Here is a 19,369-nt window from a genome sequence, read left to right as displayed (position 1 = left end):
CAGGCCGGGTCAGGGAGCGGGGTCTGGTGCGTGCAGCTGCAAGGCGGAGGATTGAGGCGACGCGATGGGGGTCCCCCCTGCTCGAGCGAAGCCGAGAGCTTGGGGGAGTCGGTGATTGACGACAACGCGGCAGATGGGCGTGCCAGACCCCGCGAGCCCGGCGTGATCCAAACGAGAGGCCCTAGTCCTCGACGACCAGCACCGGCGTCTCCCGCGTCAGCACCTCGCCGCGGAAGAACGCCGGGCTGCGCCGTCCCATCACCAGCATGATCACGAAGCCGACGAGCAGCAGACCGACGCCGATCACGAAGACGGAGCCGACGCCGAGGACGGAGGAGCCGCTGCCGTACGCCGGGTTCCACATGTCCACGAGGGTCTTCACGAACACGGCGGACAGCAGGACGCCGCCGAGCACCGGGAAGAGGGCCTTGAAGAAGAAGTCCCTGGGCGAGCGCAGCAGCTCGGAGCGGAAGTACCAGGCGCAGGCGAACGCCGTGAGCGCGTAGTAGAAGCAGATCATGAGGCCGAGCGCGTAGATCGTGTCGACGAGGACGTGCTCGGAGACCAGCGTCATGACGGTGTAGAACACGCCGGTGGCGACGCCCGCGGTGACCGTGGCGCGGCCCGGGGTCTTGAAGCGCGGGTGGACGCGGGCGTAGGAGGCGGGCAGCGCCTCGTACGTCGCCATGGCGAGGACCGTGCGGGCGACCGGGATGAACGTGGTCTGCAGGCTGGCCGCGGCCGAGGCGAGGACGGCGACGAAGAGCAGGATGCCGAGGCCGGGGCCCATGACGGGGCCCGCGAGGGCGGCGAAGACGTTGTCGGACGTCGCGGGGTTGGCGAGGCCGAGGCCCTTGCCGCCGGAGCCGACGATCATCTGGGCGGCGACGCCGGTGGCGAGGTAGGAACCGACGAGGACGACCATCGCGATGAGGGCGGCGCGGCCGGGCGTCTTCTCGCTGCCGATGGTCTCCTCGTTCGCGGTGAGGCAGGTGTCCCAGCCCCAGTACATGAAGATCGACAGGGACAGGCCCGCGGTGAACGCGCCGAACGACTTCACCGAGAACGGGTCGAGCCACGTCCACGAGAACGGCACGGACGTGGGGAAGTCCGCCGATCCCGCCTTCACGACGGCCATCACGACGAACACGGCGAGGACGACGAGCTGGAGGCCGACCAGGGTGAACTGGACGCCCTTCGTCGCGGTCATGCCGCGGTAGCTGATCGCGGTCGCGGCGGCGATCAGGGCGAGGCAGGTGACGATGTGGACGGCCTTGTTGTCGTCCAGGGCGCCGATGGACGAGTTGCCGGTGATCTCGCCCGCGAGGAGCCAGAAGTACGACGTGGCGACGCCCGCCAGGTTGGACAGCACGATGATCGTCGCGATGACCAGGCCCCAGCCGCACATCCACCCCACGCGCGGGCCGAAGGCCTTCACGGTCCAGGTGAACGACGTGCCGCAGTCCGGCATGGCCTTGTTCAGCTCGCGGTAGGCGAAGGCGACGAGCAGCATCGGCAGGAACCCGGCCAGGAACACGGCGGGCATCTGGAGGCCGACCTCGCCGGCCGTGGAGCCGAGGGTCGAGGTCAGGCAGTAGACGGGCGCGACGGTCGAGATGCCGATGACCGCGCTGCCGACCAGCCCGACGGAGTTGCCGCCGAGGCCTTTGCTGCGGACGCCCCCGTCGGGGGCACCGCCTGCCGTGTCGTGGGCAGCTCGTGTCGGCCGCGCGTCCAGCTCAGTCATGAACAAGACGTTAAATGCTGCGGTTTCCGCATAAGGGGGACAAGGACTGAAACCGGCCACCTTTGAATCGATGGCCGATTCACGTATCCATCCCGCGCCCTCAAGGCAACTTCAGGTTAACCCCATTCATCGTAAGGAATAACCAGCGGCGTCCGATATTCGGTAATCGCAGCGGCGCCCGTTTTGCCGGGTTCAAAATTTTCCGTGTGACGTTTCCGGCGGTTACCCCAGCCGTCACGCCTGCCGTCGCTTCCCCTCCGTCATCCCTGCCAGACGATCGACTGGAGCTCGCTGTACGCGTGCAGGGCGTACGAGCCCACGTCCCGGCCCACCCCGCTCTGCTTGAACCCGCCGAACGGGGCCTCCATGTTCCGGCCGACCGTGTTCACGCCGACCCCGCCGGCCCGCAGCCGCCGCGCCACCCGGAACGCCCGCGCCACATCGCCCGACCACACGTAGTCGATGAGCCCGTACTCACTGTCGTTGGCCAGGGCCACCCCCTCCTCCTCGTCGTCGAAGGGCACCACCGCCACGACCGGGCCGAAGATCTCCTCCCGCACGACCCGCATGTCGTTCGTGCAGTCCGCGAGGAGCGTCGGGGCGACGTAGAAGCCACGGTCGAGGGCGGGCCGCTCACCGCCCGCGACGACCCGCGCACCCTCCTTGCGGCCCAGCTCGACGTACGACTCGACGCGGTCCCGGTGCGCCGCCGAGATCACCGGCCCGACGACCGTCCCGCGCTCCCGCGGATCGCCGACCTTCATGTAGCCGATGTAGTCGCTCAGCTTCGAGACGAGCGCGTCGTAGATCCCCCGCTGGGCGATCACCCGGGTCGGCGCGGTGCAGATCTGGCCGCTGTAGAAGGCGTACGTCGTCCCGATCCCCGCGACCGCCGAGGCGAGGCCCGCCTCGTCCAGGTCGTCGAAGACGAGCGCCGCGCCCTTCCCGCCCAGCTCCATCAGCTGCCGCTTCATGCCGCGCCCGCACACCTCGCCGATGCGCCGGCCGACCGCGGTGGAGCCGGTGAAACTGACCATGTCGACGTCCGGCGAGTCGACGGCCGCCTCCCCTACGTCCACAGCCGTCCCGCTGACCACGTTCACCACACCGGGCGGCGCCCCCGCCTCCTGAAGAGCGGCCGCCATCCGGTACACCGACAGGGGATCCTGCGGGGCGGGCTTCACGACGACCGTGTTCCCCATGGCGAGCGCCGGGGCGACCTTGCCCGCCGGGTTCGCCCACGGGTTGTTGTACGAGGTGATGCAGGTGACGACGCCGACGGGCTGCCGTACGGCGAGCGCGCCGAGCACGCCCGCCTTCCCCATCGGCCCCGCCTCGCTGACCTGCGGCGGCAGCCCCTGCTCGACCGGTTCGAGGGCCCCCTTCGCATAGCGCCGGAACCTCGCCACCCCCACCGCGACCTGCATGCCGCGCGCGGTCCCGCTCGTCGCGCCGCTCTCCGCCTGCGCGAGCTCCGCGTTCGCCGCGAAGTCGCGCTGCATCACGTCGGCGGCCCGGTCCAGGATCGCGGCGCGCTCCTCCGGCCTCGTACGCGACCACGAGTCGAAGGCCTCGCGGGCCGCCGACGCCGCCTCGTGGACCTGCGCGCGGGACGCCTCGGGGGCGAGCCCGACGACCTCCTCGGACGCGGGGTCGACGACCTCGTAGTGCCCGCCGTCCGGCTCGACCCATGCGCCGCCGATGAACAGCCTCTGCCCGTCGGTCACTTCGTGCCCTCCGAGGTCTCACTCGCCGTGCCCCGGACCGCCTTCTTGTCCGGCCGGGGGTCCGGGGGTTGTCCCCCGGGCAGATGCAGCGTGGACACCGTCCTCGTGTCGCGCCCCGACCGCAGCACCGTCCCGGGCACGGCCCCCGTCACCACGTCCTCACGGATGACCTCGACGCCGTTGACCCACACCGCGTTGATGCCGATCGCCTTCGAGTCGAGGCGCGGGCTGTCGCCGGGCAGGTCGTGGACGAGGGTGGCCTTGCCCGCGTCGATCCACTGCGGGTCGAACAGGACGAGGTCCGCGTGCCAGCCCTCCTCGATCCGGCCGCGCTCACGCAGCCCGAAGAGCCGCGCCGGATCGTCGGTGAGCATCTTCACCGCCTCCTCGATCCCGGCGAGCTTCCGCCCGCGCAGACAGTCCCCGAGGAAGCGCGTCGTGTACGGCGCCCCGCACATCCGGTCCAGGTGCGCCCCCGCGTCGGACCCGCCGAGGAGCACGTCCTCGTGGCTCCAGGTCTCGGCGCGCAGGGCCCACGAGTCCGGGTCGTTGTCGCTGGGCATGGGCCAGAGGACCGTCCGCAGGCGGTCGTTGGCGCAGATCTCGACGAGGCACTCGAAGGGCTCCTGGCCGCGCTCGGCCGCGATGTCGTTCACCACCCGCCCGGTCAGGCCCTCGTTCGCCTCCGAGTACGTGTCCCCGATGACGTAACGCCCGAAGTGGGCGAGCCGCCGGAAGACGCCGGCCTCCTTGCTGTCCGCGCGCCGCAGCATCCCGGACCGCACGTCCGGGTCGCGCAGCTTCGCGATCCGCTCGTCGACGGGCAGGGAGAGGACCTCGCCCCAGCCGGGGATGAGGTTCAGGGCGCAGAACGTGCCGAGCGACATGTTCATGGGGGTGAGGATCGGCATGGTCAGCGCGACGATCCGGCCGCCGGCCTTGCGGGCGCGCTCGCTCGGGATCAGCTGACGCGGCACGCGCTCCGGAACAGCGGCATCGATGGTCAGGACGTTCCAGTTCAGGGGCCGCCCGGCGGCCACGCTCATCTCGACGAACAGGTCGATCTCGTCGTCGCTGAACTGGTCCAGGCACCCGGCGACGATCGCCTCGATCTGGGTGCCCTCGTGCTCGGCGACGGCCCGGCTCAGCGCGAGCAGCTCCTCGGGCCGCGCGTGCCGCGAGGCGACGGGCTGCCCGTCGCCGTCCGAGTGCGTGGACGACTGCGTCGTGGAGAACCCCCAGGCGCCCGCGTCCATCGCCTCGTGGAACAGGGCGAGCATCTGCTCCAGCTGCTCGGGCGTCGGCTGCCCGCCGACCGCGTCCGCGCCCATCACGTACCGGCGCAGCGCGCAGTGCCCCACCATGAACCCGGCGTTGACGGCGATCCGCCCGTCGAGAGCGTCGAGATACTCACCGAACGAGTTCCAGGTCCAGGGCGCACCCTCTTCGAGCGCGACGAGCGACATCCCCTCGACCTTGGACATCATCCGGCGCGTGTAGTCGGCGTCCTCGGGCCGCTCGGGGTGCAGCGGGGCCAGCGTGAAGCCGCAGTTGCCGCCCGCGACGGTCGTCACGCCGTGGTTCAGGGAGGGCGTCGCGTACGGGTCCCAGAACAGCTGGGCGTCGTAGTGGGTGTGCGGGTCGACGAAACCGGGGGCGAGAATCCGGCCGCGCGCGTCCTCACTGGCCGCCGCGGGCTCGGTCACGGCCCCCGGCTCGGCGATGACGGCGATGCGCCCGTCACGTATCCCCACGTCGGCGACGTAGGCGGGGGCTCCCGTCCCGTCGACTACGGTCGCGCCTTTGATCAGATGGTCGAGCACGAGGTCGTCCCCCTCCTGAGGGTGAGTGGTAGTGGGGGTGGCGGAGGTAACGGGTAGCCCCACCCAGCCCGTCCGGCGTTCGAGGACGTGCCCGAAGGGCGACAGGGGGTCCGGGGCACAGCCCTGTGACGGTCACCCATGCACCCGAGGCCCCAGGGGGCCCCGGCTCTCGTCCGGGAAGGGAGAGCCGGGGCGGTCAAGGGGCGAGGCCGGATCAGACGGCCTCACGGAAGCGCGTCGTCCGGTGCACCGGATCCGTATCGATCTTCGGAATGACGTGCTCGCCGATCAGCTTGATCGACTGGAGCGTGTCCTCCTTGGAGATGCCGATCGGCATGCCGAACGACAACTGGTCGGCGCCCGCCTGCTCCCACCGCTTGCACTGGGTGAGCACCTCGTCCGGGTCGCCGCAGATCAGCAGCTCCTCGGCGATGAGGAGTTCGATGATCTCCTCGTTGAACTCGGGCAGCGTCTCGGGCCACACGGGGAAGCCCTCGGGGCGCGGGAACGTGTCGTGGTAGCGGAAGACGAGCGACTGGAGGTAGTGCAGCCCGCCGGTGGCGGCGATCCGTACGGCCTCCGCGTGGGTAGGCGCGCAGATCGCGGTCGACGTCACCATGACGTTGTCGTTGACGAACGCCCCGACGGGCTCCGCCTTGCCGATGTTCGACTTGTACTGCTCCAGCACCCACTCCATGTCGGAGACCTTCTGCACGCTGAAGCCCAGGACGCCGAGGCCCTTCCTGGCGGCCATCGCGTACGAGGGCGGGGAGCCGGCCGCGTACCACATGGCGGGGTGCGCCTTCCCGTACGGCTTGGGGAAGATCTTGCGCGGCGGCAGCTGCCAGTGCTTGCCCTTGAACCCGACGTACTCCTCCTGGAGCCACATCTTCGGGAACTCGGCGATGGTCTCTTCCCAGATCTCCTTGGTGTAGTTCATGTCGGTGACGCCCGGGATGAAGCCGAGGATCTCGTGGCTGCCCGCGCCGCGCCCGCTGCCGAACTCGTGCCGCCCCTCGCTGAGATGGTCGAGCATCGCGACCTTCTCGGCGACCTTCACCGGGTGGTTGACCTGGGCGAGCGGGTTGAAGATGCCGGAGCCGAGGTGGATGCGTTCGGTGGCGTGGGCGAGGTAGCCGAGGAAGACGTCGTTGGCGGAGAGGTGCGAATACTCCTCCAGGAAGTGATGTTCGGACGCCCAGGCGTACTTGAAGCCCGACTTGTCCGCCTGGATGACGTACTCGGTCTCCTCCATCAGCGCCTTGTGCTCGGCGAGCGGGTCGGTCTCGGCCCGCTTGCCCACATATCCCTGTACAAAGAGCCCGAATTCCAAGGAGGTTCACCGTCCCCTGTCTGTGACCGGCGGCTGCGTCAGAAGCTCCTGCGCTCTTTCTGACGTACCGTCAGATTCGATGTGCCGACTGTTTCACCGTGCCCGTACAGCGTCAATACCTGATGCAGCGTCAGAACATGGAACGTGGGGTCAGAGCACGCTGACGCCCGCCAGCCACCCGCCGTCGATGACGAACGGCTGGCCCGTGATGTACGCGGAGTCCTCCTGCGAGGTCAGGAACAGCGCGAGCCGCGCCACCTCCTCGGGCTGCCCGACCCGCCCCAGCGGCACGAGCTTGCGGTACAGCTCGTCGAGCGCCTGCGAGGCCTCCTCGGTGTCCGCGCCCGGATCGAGCTGCGACGGATTGCTCATCGCCGTGTCGATCGCGCCGGGACAGACGGCGTTCACGCGGATCTTCTTCGCGGCCAGCTCCAGCGCCGCCACCTTCGTCAGTCCCACGATGGCGTGCTTGGTGGCGGTGTACGCGCCGACGTACGCCATGCCCGTCACCCCCGTGTAGGAGGCCGTGTTCACGATCGTGCCCCCGCCGGCCGCCTCGATCTCGGGCGCGACGGTCTTGATCCCGAGGAACGCGCCGACCTGGTTGACCTGGATGATCTGCTGGAACTCGTCCAGAGGTGTGCTGACCAGCTCGTTGAACCGCAGGATCCCGGCGTTGTTCACGAGGCCGTCGATCTTCCCGTACGCCTTCTTCGCCGCGGCGACGGCGGCCGCCCAGTCGTCCTCGCGGCTCACGTCCAGATGGACGTAGAGCCCGCCTATCTCCTTGGCGAGCGCCTCACCCTGGTCGTCGAGGACATCCCCGAGCACCACCTTGGCACCCTCCGCGGCGAACAGCCGCGCCTCCTGCTCGCCCTGCCCGCGCGCCGCGCCCGTGATGACGACGACGCGCCCGTCCAGCTTGCCCATGCCGGTACTCCTAGTCTTCGAGGTGCCTAGTCGTTCAGGTGCGGAGCGACGTCGGCGGCGAACGCCGCCATCTGGTCGGTGAGTTCACCGAGACTCCGGGAACGGAACCGGATCTGGATCTGGTCCACGCCCATCGCGCCGTACGCGCGCAGTGACTCGGCGAGGGCCTGCGGGGCGCCGGACAGGGTGCGCCGCCCGACGTGCCACGCGGGCTCGCCCACGTACAGGGGCTCGGCGATCGCGCCCACGGTGACGGGGGCGTCGATGCCCGCCTCTTCCCGCAGCCGCTTCAACTTCGCGATCTGGCCGGGAAGTTGCTCACGGCTGTCCCCCTGCGGCAGCCACCCGTCCCCCTTCAGGGCGGCACGGCGCACCGCGGGGGCCGAGGACCCGCCCACCCACACGGGGACGCGGCTCTGCGCGGGACGCGGCCGCTGCCCGAGCCCTTCGAACGCGAACCGCTCGCCCTTGAACGACGGATACTCCTCCGGCCCGAGCGCCGCCTTCAGCGCGTCCAAGGACTCGTCGAGCACGGCCCCGCGCCGCGCGAAGTCCACCCCGAGCGCCTCGAACTCCTCCTGTACGTGCCCTGCCCCGACCCCGAGGATCAGCCGGCCCCCACAGAGATGGTCGAGGGTGGCGTACTGCTTGGCGGCGGCCAGGGGATGGCGCAGCCCGACGATCGCGACGTGACTCATGAGGCGTACGTTCTCGGTGATGCCCGCGAGGTAGGCGAGCGTGGCCACCGGGTCGTACCAGACGGTGCTCATCGCGTCGGCGAGGCGGCGCGGGATGGCGACGTGGTCGCAGCAGGCGATGTAGTCGAAGCCCGTGCGGTCGGCGGTGCGGGCGATCTCGGCGAGGTCGGCGGCGCCGGCCCCGGCCTCCCATCCCTCGGCGTACATCGTGGACTGTGACTGGACGGGGAGCTGGATGCCGTAGGCGAGGTGCGACGTCCCGGGCTTCGTGGGGTCCATGGGGTCACTCACCACCCTGCCCCGCCCAGAGCCCGTCGGCGGTCAGCCCCAGCAGGTCGATGGCGTTACCGCGCACGATGCGGTCGACGACATCCGGCGCCAGGTGCCCCATCTGCGCCTCGCCGACCTCCTTGGACTTCGGCCAGGTGGAGTCGGAGTGCGGGTAGTCGGTCTCGTAGAGAACGTTCGCGACGCCGATCGCGTCGAGGTTCCTGAGTCCGAACGCGTCGTCGAAGAAGCAGCCGTAGACGTGGTCGGCGAAGTATTCGGAGGGCCGCTTGTGGACCTTGTCGGCGACGCCGCCCCAGCCGCGGTTCTCCTCCCAGACGACGTCCGCGCGCTCCAGGATGTACGGGATCCAGCCGATCTGGCCCTCGGCATACATGATCTTCAGGTTCGGGAAGCGCTCGAACTTGCCGCTCATCAGCCAGTCGACCATCGAGAAGCAGCAGTTGGCGAAGGTGATGGTCGAACCCACGGCGGGCGGCGCGTCGGGCGAGGTCGACGGCATCTTGCTGGACGAGCCGATGTGCATCGCGATGACGGTGCCGGTCTCGTCGCAGGCCCGCAGGAAGGGATCCCACTCGTCCGTGTGGACGGAGGGCAGGCCCAGGTGCGGCGGGATCTCGGAGAAGGCGACGGCACGCACGCCACGGGCGGCGTTACGCCGCACCTCCGCCGCGGCGAGTTCGGCGTCCCAGAGGGGGACGAGGGTGAGCGGTATGAGCCGCCCCTGGGCCTGCGGCCCGCACCACTCCTCCACCATCCAGTCGTTGTACGCGCGCACGCCGAGCAGCCCGAGCTCGCGGTCCTTCGCCTCGGTGAACGTCTGCCCGCAGAAGCGGGGGAAGGTCGGGAAACAGAGCGCGGACTGAACGTGGTTGACGTCCATGTCGGCGAGCCGGGCGGGCACGTCGTACGAGCCCTTGCGCATCTGCTCGTACGTGATGACCTCGAGCTTGATCTCGTCGCGGTCGTAGCCGACGGCGGTGTCGAGGCGGGTGAGGGGCCTGTGCAGGTCTTCGTAGACCCACCAGTCACCTATCGGCCCCTCGTCCCCGGGTGCGCCCATGACCGGCGCGAACTTGCCGCCCAGGAACGTCATCTCCTTCAGGGGCGCCCGCACGATACGCGGGCCTACGTCCCGGTATTTGGCCGGAAGCCGGTCCTGCCAGACGCCGGGCGGTTCCACAGTGTGGTCGTCCACCGAAATGATCCGCGGGAAGCCCTGGGGGCTCTCCTTGCTCTCACTGGTCTCCATGTCGACCACGGTAGCGCTGATCTGACGACCCGTCAGCTCTCTGGACGGCGAGGACATGAGGTGAGGTGTCTGTGATGGCCGTCTCGCACGGCTGACGCATCCGCCATGAACAAGGCAAACTGGCCTCGGTGTCTCGGGTGTCTCCGAGAAGTGACGCATGCGGAAGGGGGCGGCGATGGACGGTGTACCGCGGGTACCGGAGCAGCGAAGCGCCGGGACCTCCGGGGCGACCGGGAGCTGCGAGTCTCCCGAACCCCAGGAGACCCCGGCGGGCCTGCGCTTCAGCGTGCTCGGGCCGGTACGCGCCTGGCGCGGCGACGAGCTCCTGACCACGGGCTCACCGCAGCAGCGCGCCCTGCTCGCGGCGCTCCTGCTGCGCGAGGGCCGCACGGCGACGGCCGCCGAGCTGATCGACGCCCTGTGGGGTGACGAACCCCCCTCGCAGGCCCTCGCCGCGGTCCGTACGTACGCCTCCCGCCTGCGCAAGATCCTCGACCCCGGCGTCCTGGTCAGCGAGTCCGGCGGCTACGCGATCCGCTCCGTGAGCGGCGACGCGCTCGACCTGGCCGCCGCCGAGGCGCTGCGCTCCGACGCCGAGAAGGCGCGGGGCGCCGGCGACCTGTGCAAGGCGCGCGAGCTGGTCAACCGGGCGCTGGCCCTGTGGGACGGCGAGCCTCTCGCCAACATCCCGGGGCCCTACGCCGAGACCCAGCGCGCCCGCCTGGAGGAATGGCGCCTCGGCCTGCTCGAATCCCGCCTCGACATGGACCTGGAGCAGGGCTGCCACGCGGAGGCGGTCTCCGAACTCACCGCCCTCACCGCCGCGCACCCCCTGCGCGAGCGCCTGCGCGAGCTCCTCATGCTGGCCCTCTACCGCTCCGGCCGCCAGGCCGAGGCCCTCGCCGTCTACGCCGACACGCGCCGCCTCCTCGCCGACGAACTCGGCGTCGACCCGCGCCCCGGACTCGCCGAACTCCAGCAGCGCATCCTCCAGGCGGACCCGGCCCTCGCGGAACCGTCCGCCCCGACGACGGAGCCTTCGGCGGCGCCCCTCCGCCCCGCTCAACTCCCGGCCACGGTGCCGGACTTCACGGGCCGGGCCTCGGTCGTCACCGAACTGCGCGACATCCTCGCCTCCGCGTCATCCCCCGACGGGGAGGGCCAGGTCATGGCCGTCTCCGCGGTGGCGGGCATCGGCGGCGTCGGAAAGACCACTCTCGCCGTCCACGTGGCCCACGCCGCCCGCCCCTCGTTCCCCGACGGTCAGCTGTACGTCGACCTCCAGGGCGCGGGCTCGCGCGCGGCGGAACCGGAGACGGTCCTCGGCTCGTTCCTGCGCGCGCTGGGAACCGCAGATTCCGCGATACCGGACTCCCTCGAAGAACGCTCCGCGCTCTACCGCTCCACACTCGACGGCCGCCGCGTCCTGGTCCTCCTGGACAACGCCCGCGACGCGGCCCAGGTCCGCCCCCTGCTCCCCGGCACGGAGGGCTGCGCGGCGCTCATCACGGGCCGCGTACGGATGGTCGACCTGGTCGGCGCGCATCTCGTCGACCTGGACGTGATGTCGCCGGAGGAGGCGCTCCACCTCTTCACGAAGATCGTGGGCGCGGAACGGGTCGCCTCCGAACGGGAAGCAGCCCTGGACGTGGTCGCGGCCTGCGGCTTCCTCCCCCTCGCCATCCGCATCGCGGCGTCACGCCTGGCGGCCCGCCGCACGTGGACGGTCTCGGTCCTCGCCGCGAAGCTCGCGGACGAACGCCGGCGCCTCGACGAACTCCAGGCGGGCGACCTCGCGGTCAAGGCCACGTTCGAACTGGGCTACGGCCAGCTGGAGCCGGCCCAGGCCCGCGCCTTCCGCCTCCTGGGCCTGGCGGACGGCCCGGACATCTCGCTCGCCGCCGCGGCGGCGGTCCTGGACCTGCCGGCGGAGGCGACGGAGGACCTCCTGGAGTCGCTGGTCGACACGTCGCTGCTGGAGTCGGCGGCCCCGGGCCGCTACCGCTACCACGACCTGGTCCGCCTCTACGCGCGTGCGTGCGCGGAACGGGACGAGCTGCCTCCGCAGGAGCGGGGGGCGGCGATGTCGCGGCTGCTGGACTTCTATCTGGCTACGGCGTCGGGGGTTTATGCGATTGAGCGGCCGGGGGATCGACTGGTGGATCACTTGGAGCCAACGCGGCAGAAGGGCTTGGCCTTCAACGACCGCCACGAGGCACAGGACTGGCTGTACGCCGAGGCCAACGCGCTGTTGGCCTGCGTCCAGCAGTGCACCGACGGCTCCACCCTTCGACGGTCTGTCGACCTGTTGTGGGCAGCCAAGGATCTCGCCGAGTCGGGCGCGAACTCCAAGCAGTACGAAATAGCGGCCCTCACCCTTCGAGACGCGGCGGCAGACCTCGAAGACATACGTTCCCAGGGCCGGGCGCTGACAACTCTCACGAACGTGCACCTGGTTGCCGGCCGGTTCGATCAGGCCGACGAAGAAGCCCGGCACGCGATGCAGTTCGCCCAGAACGCAGGAGATCTGGCGCCAAGCTGCTGGGCAGCCAACGACCGCGGAATCATCGCCCTCTACCAGAATCGCAACGCCGACGGCGAGGCGTACCTCCAGCTCGCGATCGAGAGCTTCCGGCTGGATGAGAACCTCGCGGGTGAGGCCAGCGCGCTGTGCAACCTTTCCCGCATCCACCTTGCGCTGGGCCATACGGCAAGTGCGGTTGAACTCGCGCAGCAAGGCATAGCCATCTATGACCGGCTCGGACATACCCTGCGGGGCGCCAACGGACGCTACGCACTCGGACTCGCCCTCACGGGGCGCGGTGAACTGACCAAGGCCACGGCCCGATTGACCGAGGCGCTGGAAGTCTTCCGCGACAGCAGGCAGCGGCTGTGGGAAGGCATGACGCTGTTCCGGCTCGCCGAAGCCAGCCTGATCGACAGCGAACCGGCAGAAGCGGCAGCGCTCGCAGAGCAGGCCCTGGCGGTACTGCGCGGGATCGGGGGCGAGTGGCGGCGCGGAAACGTGCTGACCGTGCTCGGCCGGGCACTGAACACTCTCAACCAGACCGGTCGGGCCAGGGTCTGCTGGCAGGAGGCGCTGTCGATCTACGAGCTGCTCGGCTCTCCGGAAGCGTCCGACGTGCGGGGTCTTCTGACGCCCGCCGCAGCTGCGTAGTCGCCGTCTGCACGTTCATCGTTCGTTTATCGCGGCTCGGCATTCTCATGCCTGTCGATCCGTCGCGTCGGGGGGCAGACGGATCAGCGGTGGGACCTCGCCGCTAGGGTGAACGGCCCTGATACGCCCGTCCAGCGACCCACGGGGGAGTTGCTGGGCGGGCCGCCCAACCACTTTCACGGGAGATGACGAAACATGACCGAGCCCAAGAAGGCAGCCACCAAGGTCAAGCCGCTCGACAACCACGCCACCGGCGAAGAAGAGATCACCACTCTCGACAACCACGCCACGGGCGGCGACATCACCACCCTCGACAACCACGCGACCGGCGGCGACGTACGTCCTCTGGACAACCACGCCACCGACGAGAAGGCCTGACCAAGCTTCCACGCACGGGGATCGGCCGCGGCGGCGCGGAGGGGGAGCCGTCGCGGCCGAGGCGTGTCCGGGCATGGCAGCCCGGACCCTGAGAGGCCGGCGGTCACCCGTAGAGCGCGCGGGCTCCCGGGCTGTTGCCCAAGCCGGTCACCCGGCGCACATGGATTCCGTCGCGCGGCAGTAGCCGTACAGCCGTAGCCGTAGCAGGGGCGGGTCAGCGGCTCGTCGGACACGTCGACCCGGTGGTCCGCCGCCGCCTCGCGGGCGTACGGACTCCGGGGGTGCGCCCGTGCTCGCGGCGAGATCCACGGCGCCCGTCGGCTGCGGCCCGGCCGCGCCGTCCTCAGGTGACGGCCGTGGCTCACCTCCCCCGCAGCTCCCCCTTCACCACCTTCCCGCTCGCGTTCCTCGGGAGTTCGGCCACGAATTCCACCGTCCTCGGGACCTTGTAGTTCGCCATCTCGCGGCGGGACCAGGCGATCAGGTCGTCGGCCGTGAGGACGGAACCCGGGCGCCGTACGACGTACGCCTTGCCGACCTCGCCGAGCCGGCCGTCCGGTACGCCGATCACCGCGACGTCGGCCACGTGCGAGTGGAGGCCGAGGAGCTGTTCTATCTCGGCCGGGTACGCGTTGAAGCCGCCGACGATGAACATGTCCTTGATGCGGTCGGTGATGCGGAGGTTGCCGGCGTCGGACAGGACGCCCACGTCGCCCGTGCGCAGCCAGCCGCCGTCCTCCGTGAACGCCTCGCGCGTCGCGTCCTCGTCCTCGAAGTAGCCGCTCATGACGTTGAAGCCGCGGACCAGGACCTCGCCCGGTTCGCCGGGGGCGGGTGAGTCCACCCGTACTTCCGTGTCCGGTATCGCGCGGCCCGACGTCGACGCGATCACCTCCGCCTCGTCGCCGCGGCGGCACATCGTGACGATGCCGCTGGCCTCGGAGAGGCCGTATGCCGTGAGGACGGTGCCCACGCCGAGTTCGCCGCGCAGGCGTTCCACCAGTTGCAGGGGGACCACCGCCGCGCCCGTCACCACCAGCCGCAGCGCCGACAGGTCGTGGGAGGCGCGGTTCGGGTGGTCCAGGAGTGCCTGGTGGAGGGTGGGCGGGCCGGGGAGTACGGAGATGCGTTCGGCGGCGATGTTGGCGAGGACCGTGTCCACGTTGAAGACCGGCTGCGGGACCATCGTCGCGCCGCGCATCAGGCAGGCGATGATGCCGGCCTTGTAGCCGAAGGTGTGGAAGAAGGGGTTCACGATCAGGTAGCGGTCGCCTTCGCGGAGGCCGGCCAGGTCGGACCAGATCGCGTAGCCGCGCAGGGTCTGCGCGTGGGTGATCACTGCGCCCTTGGGGCGGCCAGTGGTGCCCGACGTGAAGATGATGTCGGACGCCCATGAAGGATCTATCGCGGCGGCGCGGGCCCGGACCGTCTCGCCCGGGATCCCCTCGCCGCCCGCGAGGAAGTCCTTCCAGGTCCGCCAGACGCAGGAGCCGTCGTCGGGGGTCGTGTCCGGCGCCGTGTCGGCGAGGACAACTACCTGCTCCAGGTCGGGGAGTTCCGTGTTCGCGCGGCGCAGTGACGCCACGTACGACGTGCCGAGGAACGTGCCCGTCACGAAGAGCAGCTTCGCGCGGGAACGGGCCAGGACGTAGGCCGCCTCCGTACCCTTGAAGCGGGTGTTGAGGGGGACGAGGACGGCGCCCGCGCTCACCGCGCCCAGCGCCGAGACGATCCAGTCGAGGGTGTTGGGCGCCCAGATCGCCACCCGGTCACCCGTTTCGACGCCGCTCGCGATGCACGCGGCGGCGGCCCGTTCGACGCGGTCGCCGAGTTCCGCGTACAAGATGCGCGTACGGCCCTCGACGACGGCCTCGCGCTCCCCGTACCGTTCGGCTGCCGCACGCACCAGTTGGGGAACGGTGCCCCACTCCAGGTCCCCGCGCATCGCACGACCTCCACACCCGTAGCCGACCCGTAGCTGACTATCCGTCAGATTAGCTGTAGCCTGACGCGCTGTCAGCAGACGGGACGATCGTGGTGGCATCACGACGCGCGGAGGTGGCTTGCGATGGCGGGGCTCAAGGACGCGACGGCCATAGTGGGGATCGGGCAGACGGCCTTCGGCAAACAACTGCCCGAGAGTGAGAAGACGTTGGCCTGCCGGGCCATCCTCGGGGCACTCGAGGACGCCGGGATCGCGCCGTCCGAGGTCGACGCCTTCGCCTCGTACACGATGGAGGAGACCGACGAGGTCGAGGTCGCCAAGGCCGTCGGTGCGGGGGACGTGACCTTCTTCAGCAAGGTGGGGTTCGGGGGCGGCGGATCGTGCGCGACCGTCGCGCATCTCGCCGCGGCCGTCGCGACCGGACAGGCGAGCGTCGGGGTCGCCTGGCGGTCGAGGAAACGGGGGTCAGGGCCGCGCCCGTGGAAGAACACCGCGGTCCAGCTGCCCACGCCCGCGCAGTGGACCCGTCCGTACGGCCTGCTGCGCCCCGCCGACGAGATCGCGATGCTCGCGCGCCGCTACATGCACGAGTACGGGGCGACCAGGGACCACCTGTTCAACGTCGCCCTCGCCTGCCGCAACCGCGCCAACCAGAACCCGGCCGCGATGATGTACGAGCGGCCGCTGACGCGCGACATGTATATGACGGCCCGCTGGATCAGTGAGCCGCTCTGCCTCTTCGACAACTGCCTTGAGACAGATGGGGCGTTGGCGTGCGTCATCGTCTCGGCCGAGCGCGCGCGTGACTGCCGGCAGACGCCCGTGTACGTGCATTCGGTGGCGCAGGGGCTGCCGTCCCAGCACCACGGGATGGTCAACTACTGGAACGACGATCCGCTGACGGGACCTGCGTGGACCGCGGCCCGACACCTGTGGAAGCAGGCCGACTTCGGGCCGGAGGACGTGGACGTGGCGCAGATCTACGACGCGTTCACGCCGCTGATCCCGCTGTCCCTGGAGGGGTACGGGTTCTGCGGACGCGGCGAGGGCGGGGCGTTCACGGAGGGCGGGGCGCTGGAGATCGGCGGGCGGCTGCCCCTGAACACGGGCGGCGGCGGCCTCAGCGAGGCGTACGTCCACGGATTCAACCTGATCAACGAAGGCGTGAAGCAACTGCGCGGGACGAGCACCGCGCAGGTCCCGGACGCGGGGACCTGCCTGGTGACGGCGGGCGAGGGCGTACCCACGTCGGCTCTGTTGCTGCGGGGGGCGTGAGCGGCGCCGCCGGACAGAGTTGGACCGACCCATGACACAAGGGAAGTTGGACTGATCAATGGCAGACTCTGGAACCGGTTATCTGTCACCCGTCATCGATGACGACGGTGCACCCTTCTGGCACTACGCCGCCCGATCCGAGCTCCGCATCCAGGCCTGCGCCTCCTCCACCTGCGGTGAGCTGCGATTCCCGCCTCGGCCCTGCTGCCCGCACTGCGGGTCGTTCGAGAGCGATTGGCGGCTCATGAGCGGGCGCGGGCGGATCTGGTCCTACGTCGTCCCGCATCCGCCGCTGCTTCCCGCGTACGCCGCCGTCGCCCCGTACAACGCGATCATCGTCGAGCTGGCGGACGCACCGCGGATCCGGCTCGTCGGGAATCTCGTCACCTCCGCCGACGCGCCCCTCGACTCCGTCGACCCCGCGCGCCTGCGCATCGGCGCCAAGGTGCAGGTCGTCTTCACCGACGTCGACGGCGTGACGATGCCCCGCTGGGTCCTGGAGCGGCCGTGACTCTGCGCGTCGAGACCGACAAACAGTCCGCGGTCGCCGTCGTCACCCTCGACCGGCCCGAGCGCCACAACGCCATCGACCTCACCACCGCCGCCGAACTCGCCGCCACCTGGCGGGAGTTCCGGTTCGACGACTCCGTGCGCGCCGTCGTCATCACCGGGGCCGGCGAGCGCGCCTTCTGCACGGGCATCGACCGCGACGCCGAGGTGCCGCAGCCGCAGTCCCCGTACAGCATCGACGATCCGCTCGTCGCGGTCGGGCCGAAGGCGAACGACCTGTGGAAGCCCGTCGTCGCCGCCGTCAACGGGATGGCGTGCGGCGGGGCCTTCTATCTCATCGGCGAGAGCGAGTTCGTCGTCGCCGACGAGAGCGCCACGTTCTTCGACCCGCATACGACCTACGGCATGGTCAGCGCCTACGAGACCATCCACCTCGCCCAGCGCATGCCGTTCGGCGAGGTGGCACGGATGGCGCTCATGGGGACCGCCGAGCGGATCTCGGCCCGGCGCGCGTACGAGACCGGGCTCGTGTCCGAACTCACCGCGCCCGGCGGCGCGTTGGCGGCCTCGGTGGCCTGCGCCGAAACCATCGCGTCGTATCCGACGGAGGCCGTGCAGGGCACGGTGCGGGCGGTGTGGGCGGCCAAGGAGGCGGCGCGCACGCAGGCCCTCGCGCACGCGCCGCAGCTGATCGCCCTGGGAAACCTGCCCCCGGAGCGGCAGGCGGAGCTGTTCGGAGCGAGGCGCTCCGGCGGGTTCCGCCTGCGGTGAGCCAAAGGGTCGGTCGAAAGGGTCAGACCGTGGTCGCCCAAGGGTTGGCGCACCTGTACACGTTCGCCGCCTGGCGCGGCATCGTCATCCTCAGCGTGACCGTCTCGGTCTCGCCCTCGTCGAGGCTCACGTTCTTGCTGACGTTCTCGACGAGCCTGCCGCCGCCGTCCAGCAGGTCGACCCCGACGGAGAAGTCGTTCGTGCCGAGCGCCTGGGACGTGACGCGTACGGTCACGGTCGAGTCCGCCTTGCCGGCGGGGCGGCGCTTACCGGCCTTGCGGCCGGGGCCCGCGCAGTCCACGATCACCACGTCGGCGTCGCCCGTGGCGGAACCGGTGGCGGTGTCCGTCGGCGTGGTGTCGCTGCCGCCCGACGACCCGTACGAGTCGTCGTCGTCGTAGTAGTCGTCATCGTCGTTGTCGTTGTAGTGCGAGCCGTTGTAGCTCGAGCCGTGGTTCTGCTTCGAGCTGGAGCAGCCGCCACCGCTGCTGCTACTGCTGCTCCCCCTGCTCCTGCTCTTGCCGGACCCGCCGTGGCCGTGGCCCGTCGAGAATCCGGTCAGTGCGAGTACGACCACGGCCGCCAGTGCCGTGAGCTTCAGCCCTCGTCGCAGCATCCTTCTGCTCCCCCGAAAATATGGTGATCCTTGCGTTCCTTCGGCGACCCGACACCGTAGCAGCGCCGCGTGGCGAGGGGTGTCCTCCCGGCGTAGCGTCGGGACCGGGAGCAGAACCGGGCCGCACTCAGGAGGCCGCGATGGTCCGCAACGTCCTTGGGGCGATCCTCGCTCTCCTCGGAGCGGCGGCCGTCGTTTCCAGCCCGTTCCGTGCGTGGTACGACGGCCGTCACGGGCGCTATTACCGCCTCGGTGAGCTGTTCTCGGGTGCCGGAGTGACGGACGCCCGCGCGGAGTTGTTCGGTTCCCTCTTCCTGCCGTGCGTGGTGGCCGCCGCCGCGACGCTGATCGGCGTCGTGCTGCGGTCGCGGCTGCTCGTCGCGTTCGCGGGGGTGGTGGTGCTCGCGTTCACCGTGCTGTGGATGGTGCGGGTGGGGCAGGCCGAGGGGCAGATGGTGGTGGCGGGTGACGGTTCCGGACTCGGGCTGGGGGTGGCAGGCGCCGCCGTCGGCGGTGTACTGCTGCTGCTCGGCGCGGCCGTGATGAGCGGGCGTCAGAAGCGGCAGCCGCGGCCCCCCGAGTACGCGGACCAGGGGCACGCCGGTGACACGGGCCCGGAGCCCACGCACTTCACCGACCCGGTCCCGCCCCCGGCGCCCACGCTCGACGGGCCCCAGCACACGCTGGAGGGCCCGATGCAGCCGTACGGCGAGCAGCCCCCGTACCCGGATCCTCCTTACGAGGAGCCGCCGTACGGGGAGGGGCAGCAGGGTGGGCCGCCGACCGACAAGCCCTAGGGTCTTTCGTTTGGATAAGGCCGGGTCAGGGAGCGGGGTCTGGTGCCGTGCATCGCAAGGCGGAGGAGGGAGTCGACGCGGAGCGTCGGCGAGTGACGACA

At 70.4% G+C, this 19,369-nt stretch carries 14 protein-coding genes and 1 pseudogene; 6 read left to right on the top strand and 9 right to left on the bottom strand.

What is annotated here, in order from left to right; all coding sequences use genetic code 11:
* Positions 1 to 181: 181 nt before the first annotated feature.
* The 7 genes and pseudogenes from AC07EJ_RS14250 to AC07EJ_RS14220 all read right to left on the bottom strand — a co-directional run bounded on the left by AC07EJ_RS14250 (position 182) and on the right by AC07EJ_RS14220 (position 9,798).
* Positions 182 to 1,747: an APC family permease gene (locus tag AC07EJ_RS14250; RefSeq protein ID WP_389477974.1), complete on the bottom strand. Its 1,566-nt coding sequence runs from the start codon at positions 1,745 to 1,747 to the stop codon at positions 182 to 184.
* Positions 1,748 to 2,007: 260 nt separating this feature from the next.
* Entirely contained in the window at positions 2,008 to 3,474 is a 1,467-nt protein-coding gene (locus tag AC07EJ_RS14245; protein ID WP_389477976.1) for an aldehyde dehydrogenase family protein, read from the bottom strand.
* Between the two features lie 89 nt (positions 3,475 to 3,563).
* A pseudogene (locus tag AC07EJ_RS14240) lies at positions 3,564 to 5,297 on the bottom strand (N-acyl-D-amino-acid deacylase family protein); the annotation flags it as partial.
* A gap of 214 nt (positions 5,298 to 5,511) precedes the next feature.
* Complete coding sequence (locus AC07EJ_RS14235) at positions 5,512 to 6,630, bottom strand: LLM class flavin-dependent oxidoreductase (RefSeq protein WP_266563126.1); 1,119 nt, start codon at positions 6,628 to 6,630, stop codon at positions 5,512 to 5,514.
* 150 nt (positions 6,631 to 6,780) lie between these two features.
* On the bottom strand, positions 6,781 to 7,560 hold the full coding sequence (locus AC07EJ_RS14230) for an SDR family NAD(P)-dependent oxidoreductase (protein WP_326712491.1): 780 nt from the start codon (positions 7,558 to 7,560) through the stop codon (positions 6,781 to 6,783).
* A gap of 26 nt (positions 7,561 to 7,586) precedes the next feature.
* Complete coding sequence (locus AC07EJ_RS14225; RefSeq protein ID WP_389477980.1) at positions 7,587 to 8,537, bottom strand: TIGR03619 family F420-dependent LLM class oxidoreductase; 951 nt, start codon at positions 8,535 to 8,537, stop codon at positions 7,587 to 7,589.
* Between the two features lie 4 nt (positions 8,538 to 8,541).
* Positions 8,542 to 9,798, bottom strand: coding sequence for an amidohydrolase family protein (locus AC07EJ_RS14220; protein WP_389477983.1), 1,257 nt, complete (start codon positions 9,796 to 9,798; stop codon positions 8,542 to 8,544).
* Between the two features lie 175 nt (positions 9,799 to 9,973).
* On the opposite strand from AC07EJ_RS14220, the gene afsR reads away from it, so the two are divergent.
* Positions 9,974 to 12,976 (top strand): SARP-family global regulator AfsR, encoded by a 3,003-nt coding sequence (gene afsR, locus AC07EJ_RS14215; protein WP_389477985.1) that lies wholly within the window; start codon positions 9,974 to 9,976, stop codon positions 12,974 to 12,976.
* A 195-nt stretch (positions 12,977 to 13,171) separates the two neighbouring features.
* Entirely contained in the window at positions 13,172 to 13,354 is a 183-nt protein-coding gene (locus AC07EJ_RS14210; protein ID WP_389477987.1) for a hypothetical protein, read from the top strand.
* Between the two features lie 361 nt (positions 13,355 to 13,715).
* On the opposite strand, the gene AC07EJ_RS14205 is transcribed toward AC07EJ_RS14210, so the two are convergent.
* Positions 13,716 to 15,299 carry a FadD3 family acyl-CoA ligase gene (locus tag AC07EJ_RS14205; protein WP_478884316.1) on the bottom strand — a complete coding sequence of 528 codons (1,584 nt, stop codon included), beginning with the start codon at positions 15,297 to 15,299 and terminating at the stop codon, positions 13,716 to 13,718.
* A gap of 123 nt (positions 15,300 to 15,422) precedes the next feature.
* Here AC07EJ_RS14205 and AC07EJ_RS14200 point away from each other — a divergent pair, with 123 nt between their 5' ends.
* Genes AC07EJ_RS14200 through AC07EJ_RS14190 form a run of 3 tightly spaced genes read left to right on the top strand, consistent with a single transcriptional unit; the run spans position 15,423 to position 17,855 of the window.
* A complete protein-coding gene (locus AC07EJ_RS14200; RefSeq protein ID WP_389477991.1) occupies positions 15,423 to 16,574 on the top strand; it encodes a lipid-transfer protein in 1,152 nt (383 codons plus the stop codon).
* Between the two features lie 58 nt (positions 16,575 to 16,632).
* Complete coding sequence (locus AC07EJ_RS14195) at positions 16,633 to 17,085, top strand: Zn-ribbon domain-containing OB-fold protein (RefSeq protein WP_389477993.1); 453 nt, start codon at positions 16,633 to 16,635, stop codon at positions 17,083 to 17,085.
* Positions 17,082 to 17,855 carry an enoyl-CoA hydratase/isomerase family protein gene (locus AC07EJ_RS14190; RefSeq protein WP_393583587.1) on the top strand — a complete coding sequence of 258 codons (774 nt, stop codon included), beginning with the start codon at positions 17,082 to 17,084 and terminating at the stop codon, positions 17,853 to 17,855. The genes AC07EJ_RS14195 and AC07EJ_RS14190 overlap by 4 nt, the downstream gene beginning before the upstream one ends.
* Before the next feature lie 22 nt (positions 17,856 to 17,877).
* Here the strand turns inward: AC07EJ_RS14190 and AC07EJ_RS14185 are convergent, their stop codons facing one another.
* A complete protein-coding gene (locus AC07EJ_RS14185) occupies positions 17,878 to 18,471 on the bottom strand; it encodes a hypothetical protein (protein WP_389477998.1) in 594 nt (197 codons plus the stop codon).
* Between the two features lie 140 nt (positions 18,472 to 18,611).
* On the opposite strand from AC07EJ_RS14185, the gene AC07EJ_RS14180 reads away from it, so the two are divergent.
* Positions 18,612 to 19,268 (top strand): hypothetical protein, encoded by a 657-nt coding sequence (locus tag AC07EJ_RS14180; protein WP_478884315.1) that lies wholly within the window; start codon positions 18,612 to 18,614, stop codon positions 19,266 to 19,268.
* Positions 19,269 to 19,369 lie beyond the last annotated feature (101 nt).

It is taken from the genome of Streptomyces sp. NPDC045026, from assembly GCF_056432625.1.
The sequence above is the reverse complement of the archived record's forward strand: the minus strand, read 5'-3'. Positions and strand labels throughout refer to the sequence as shown.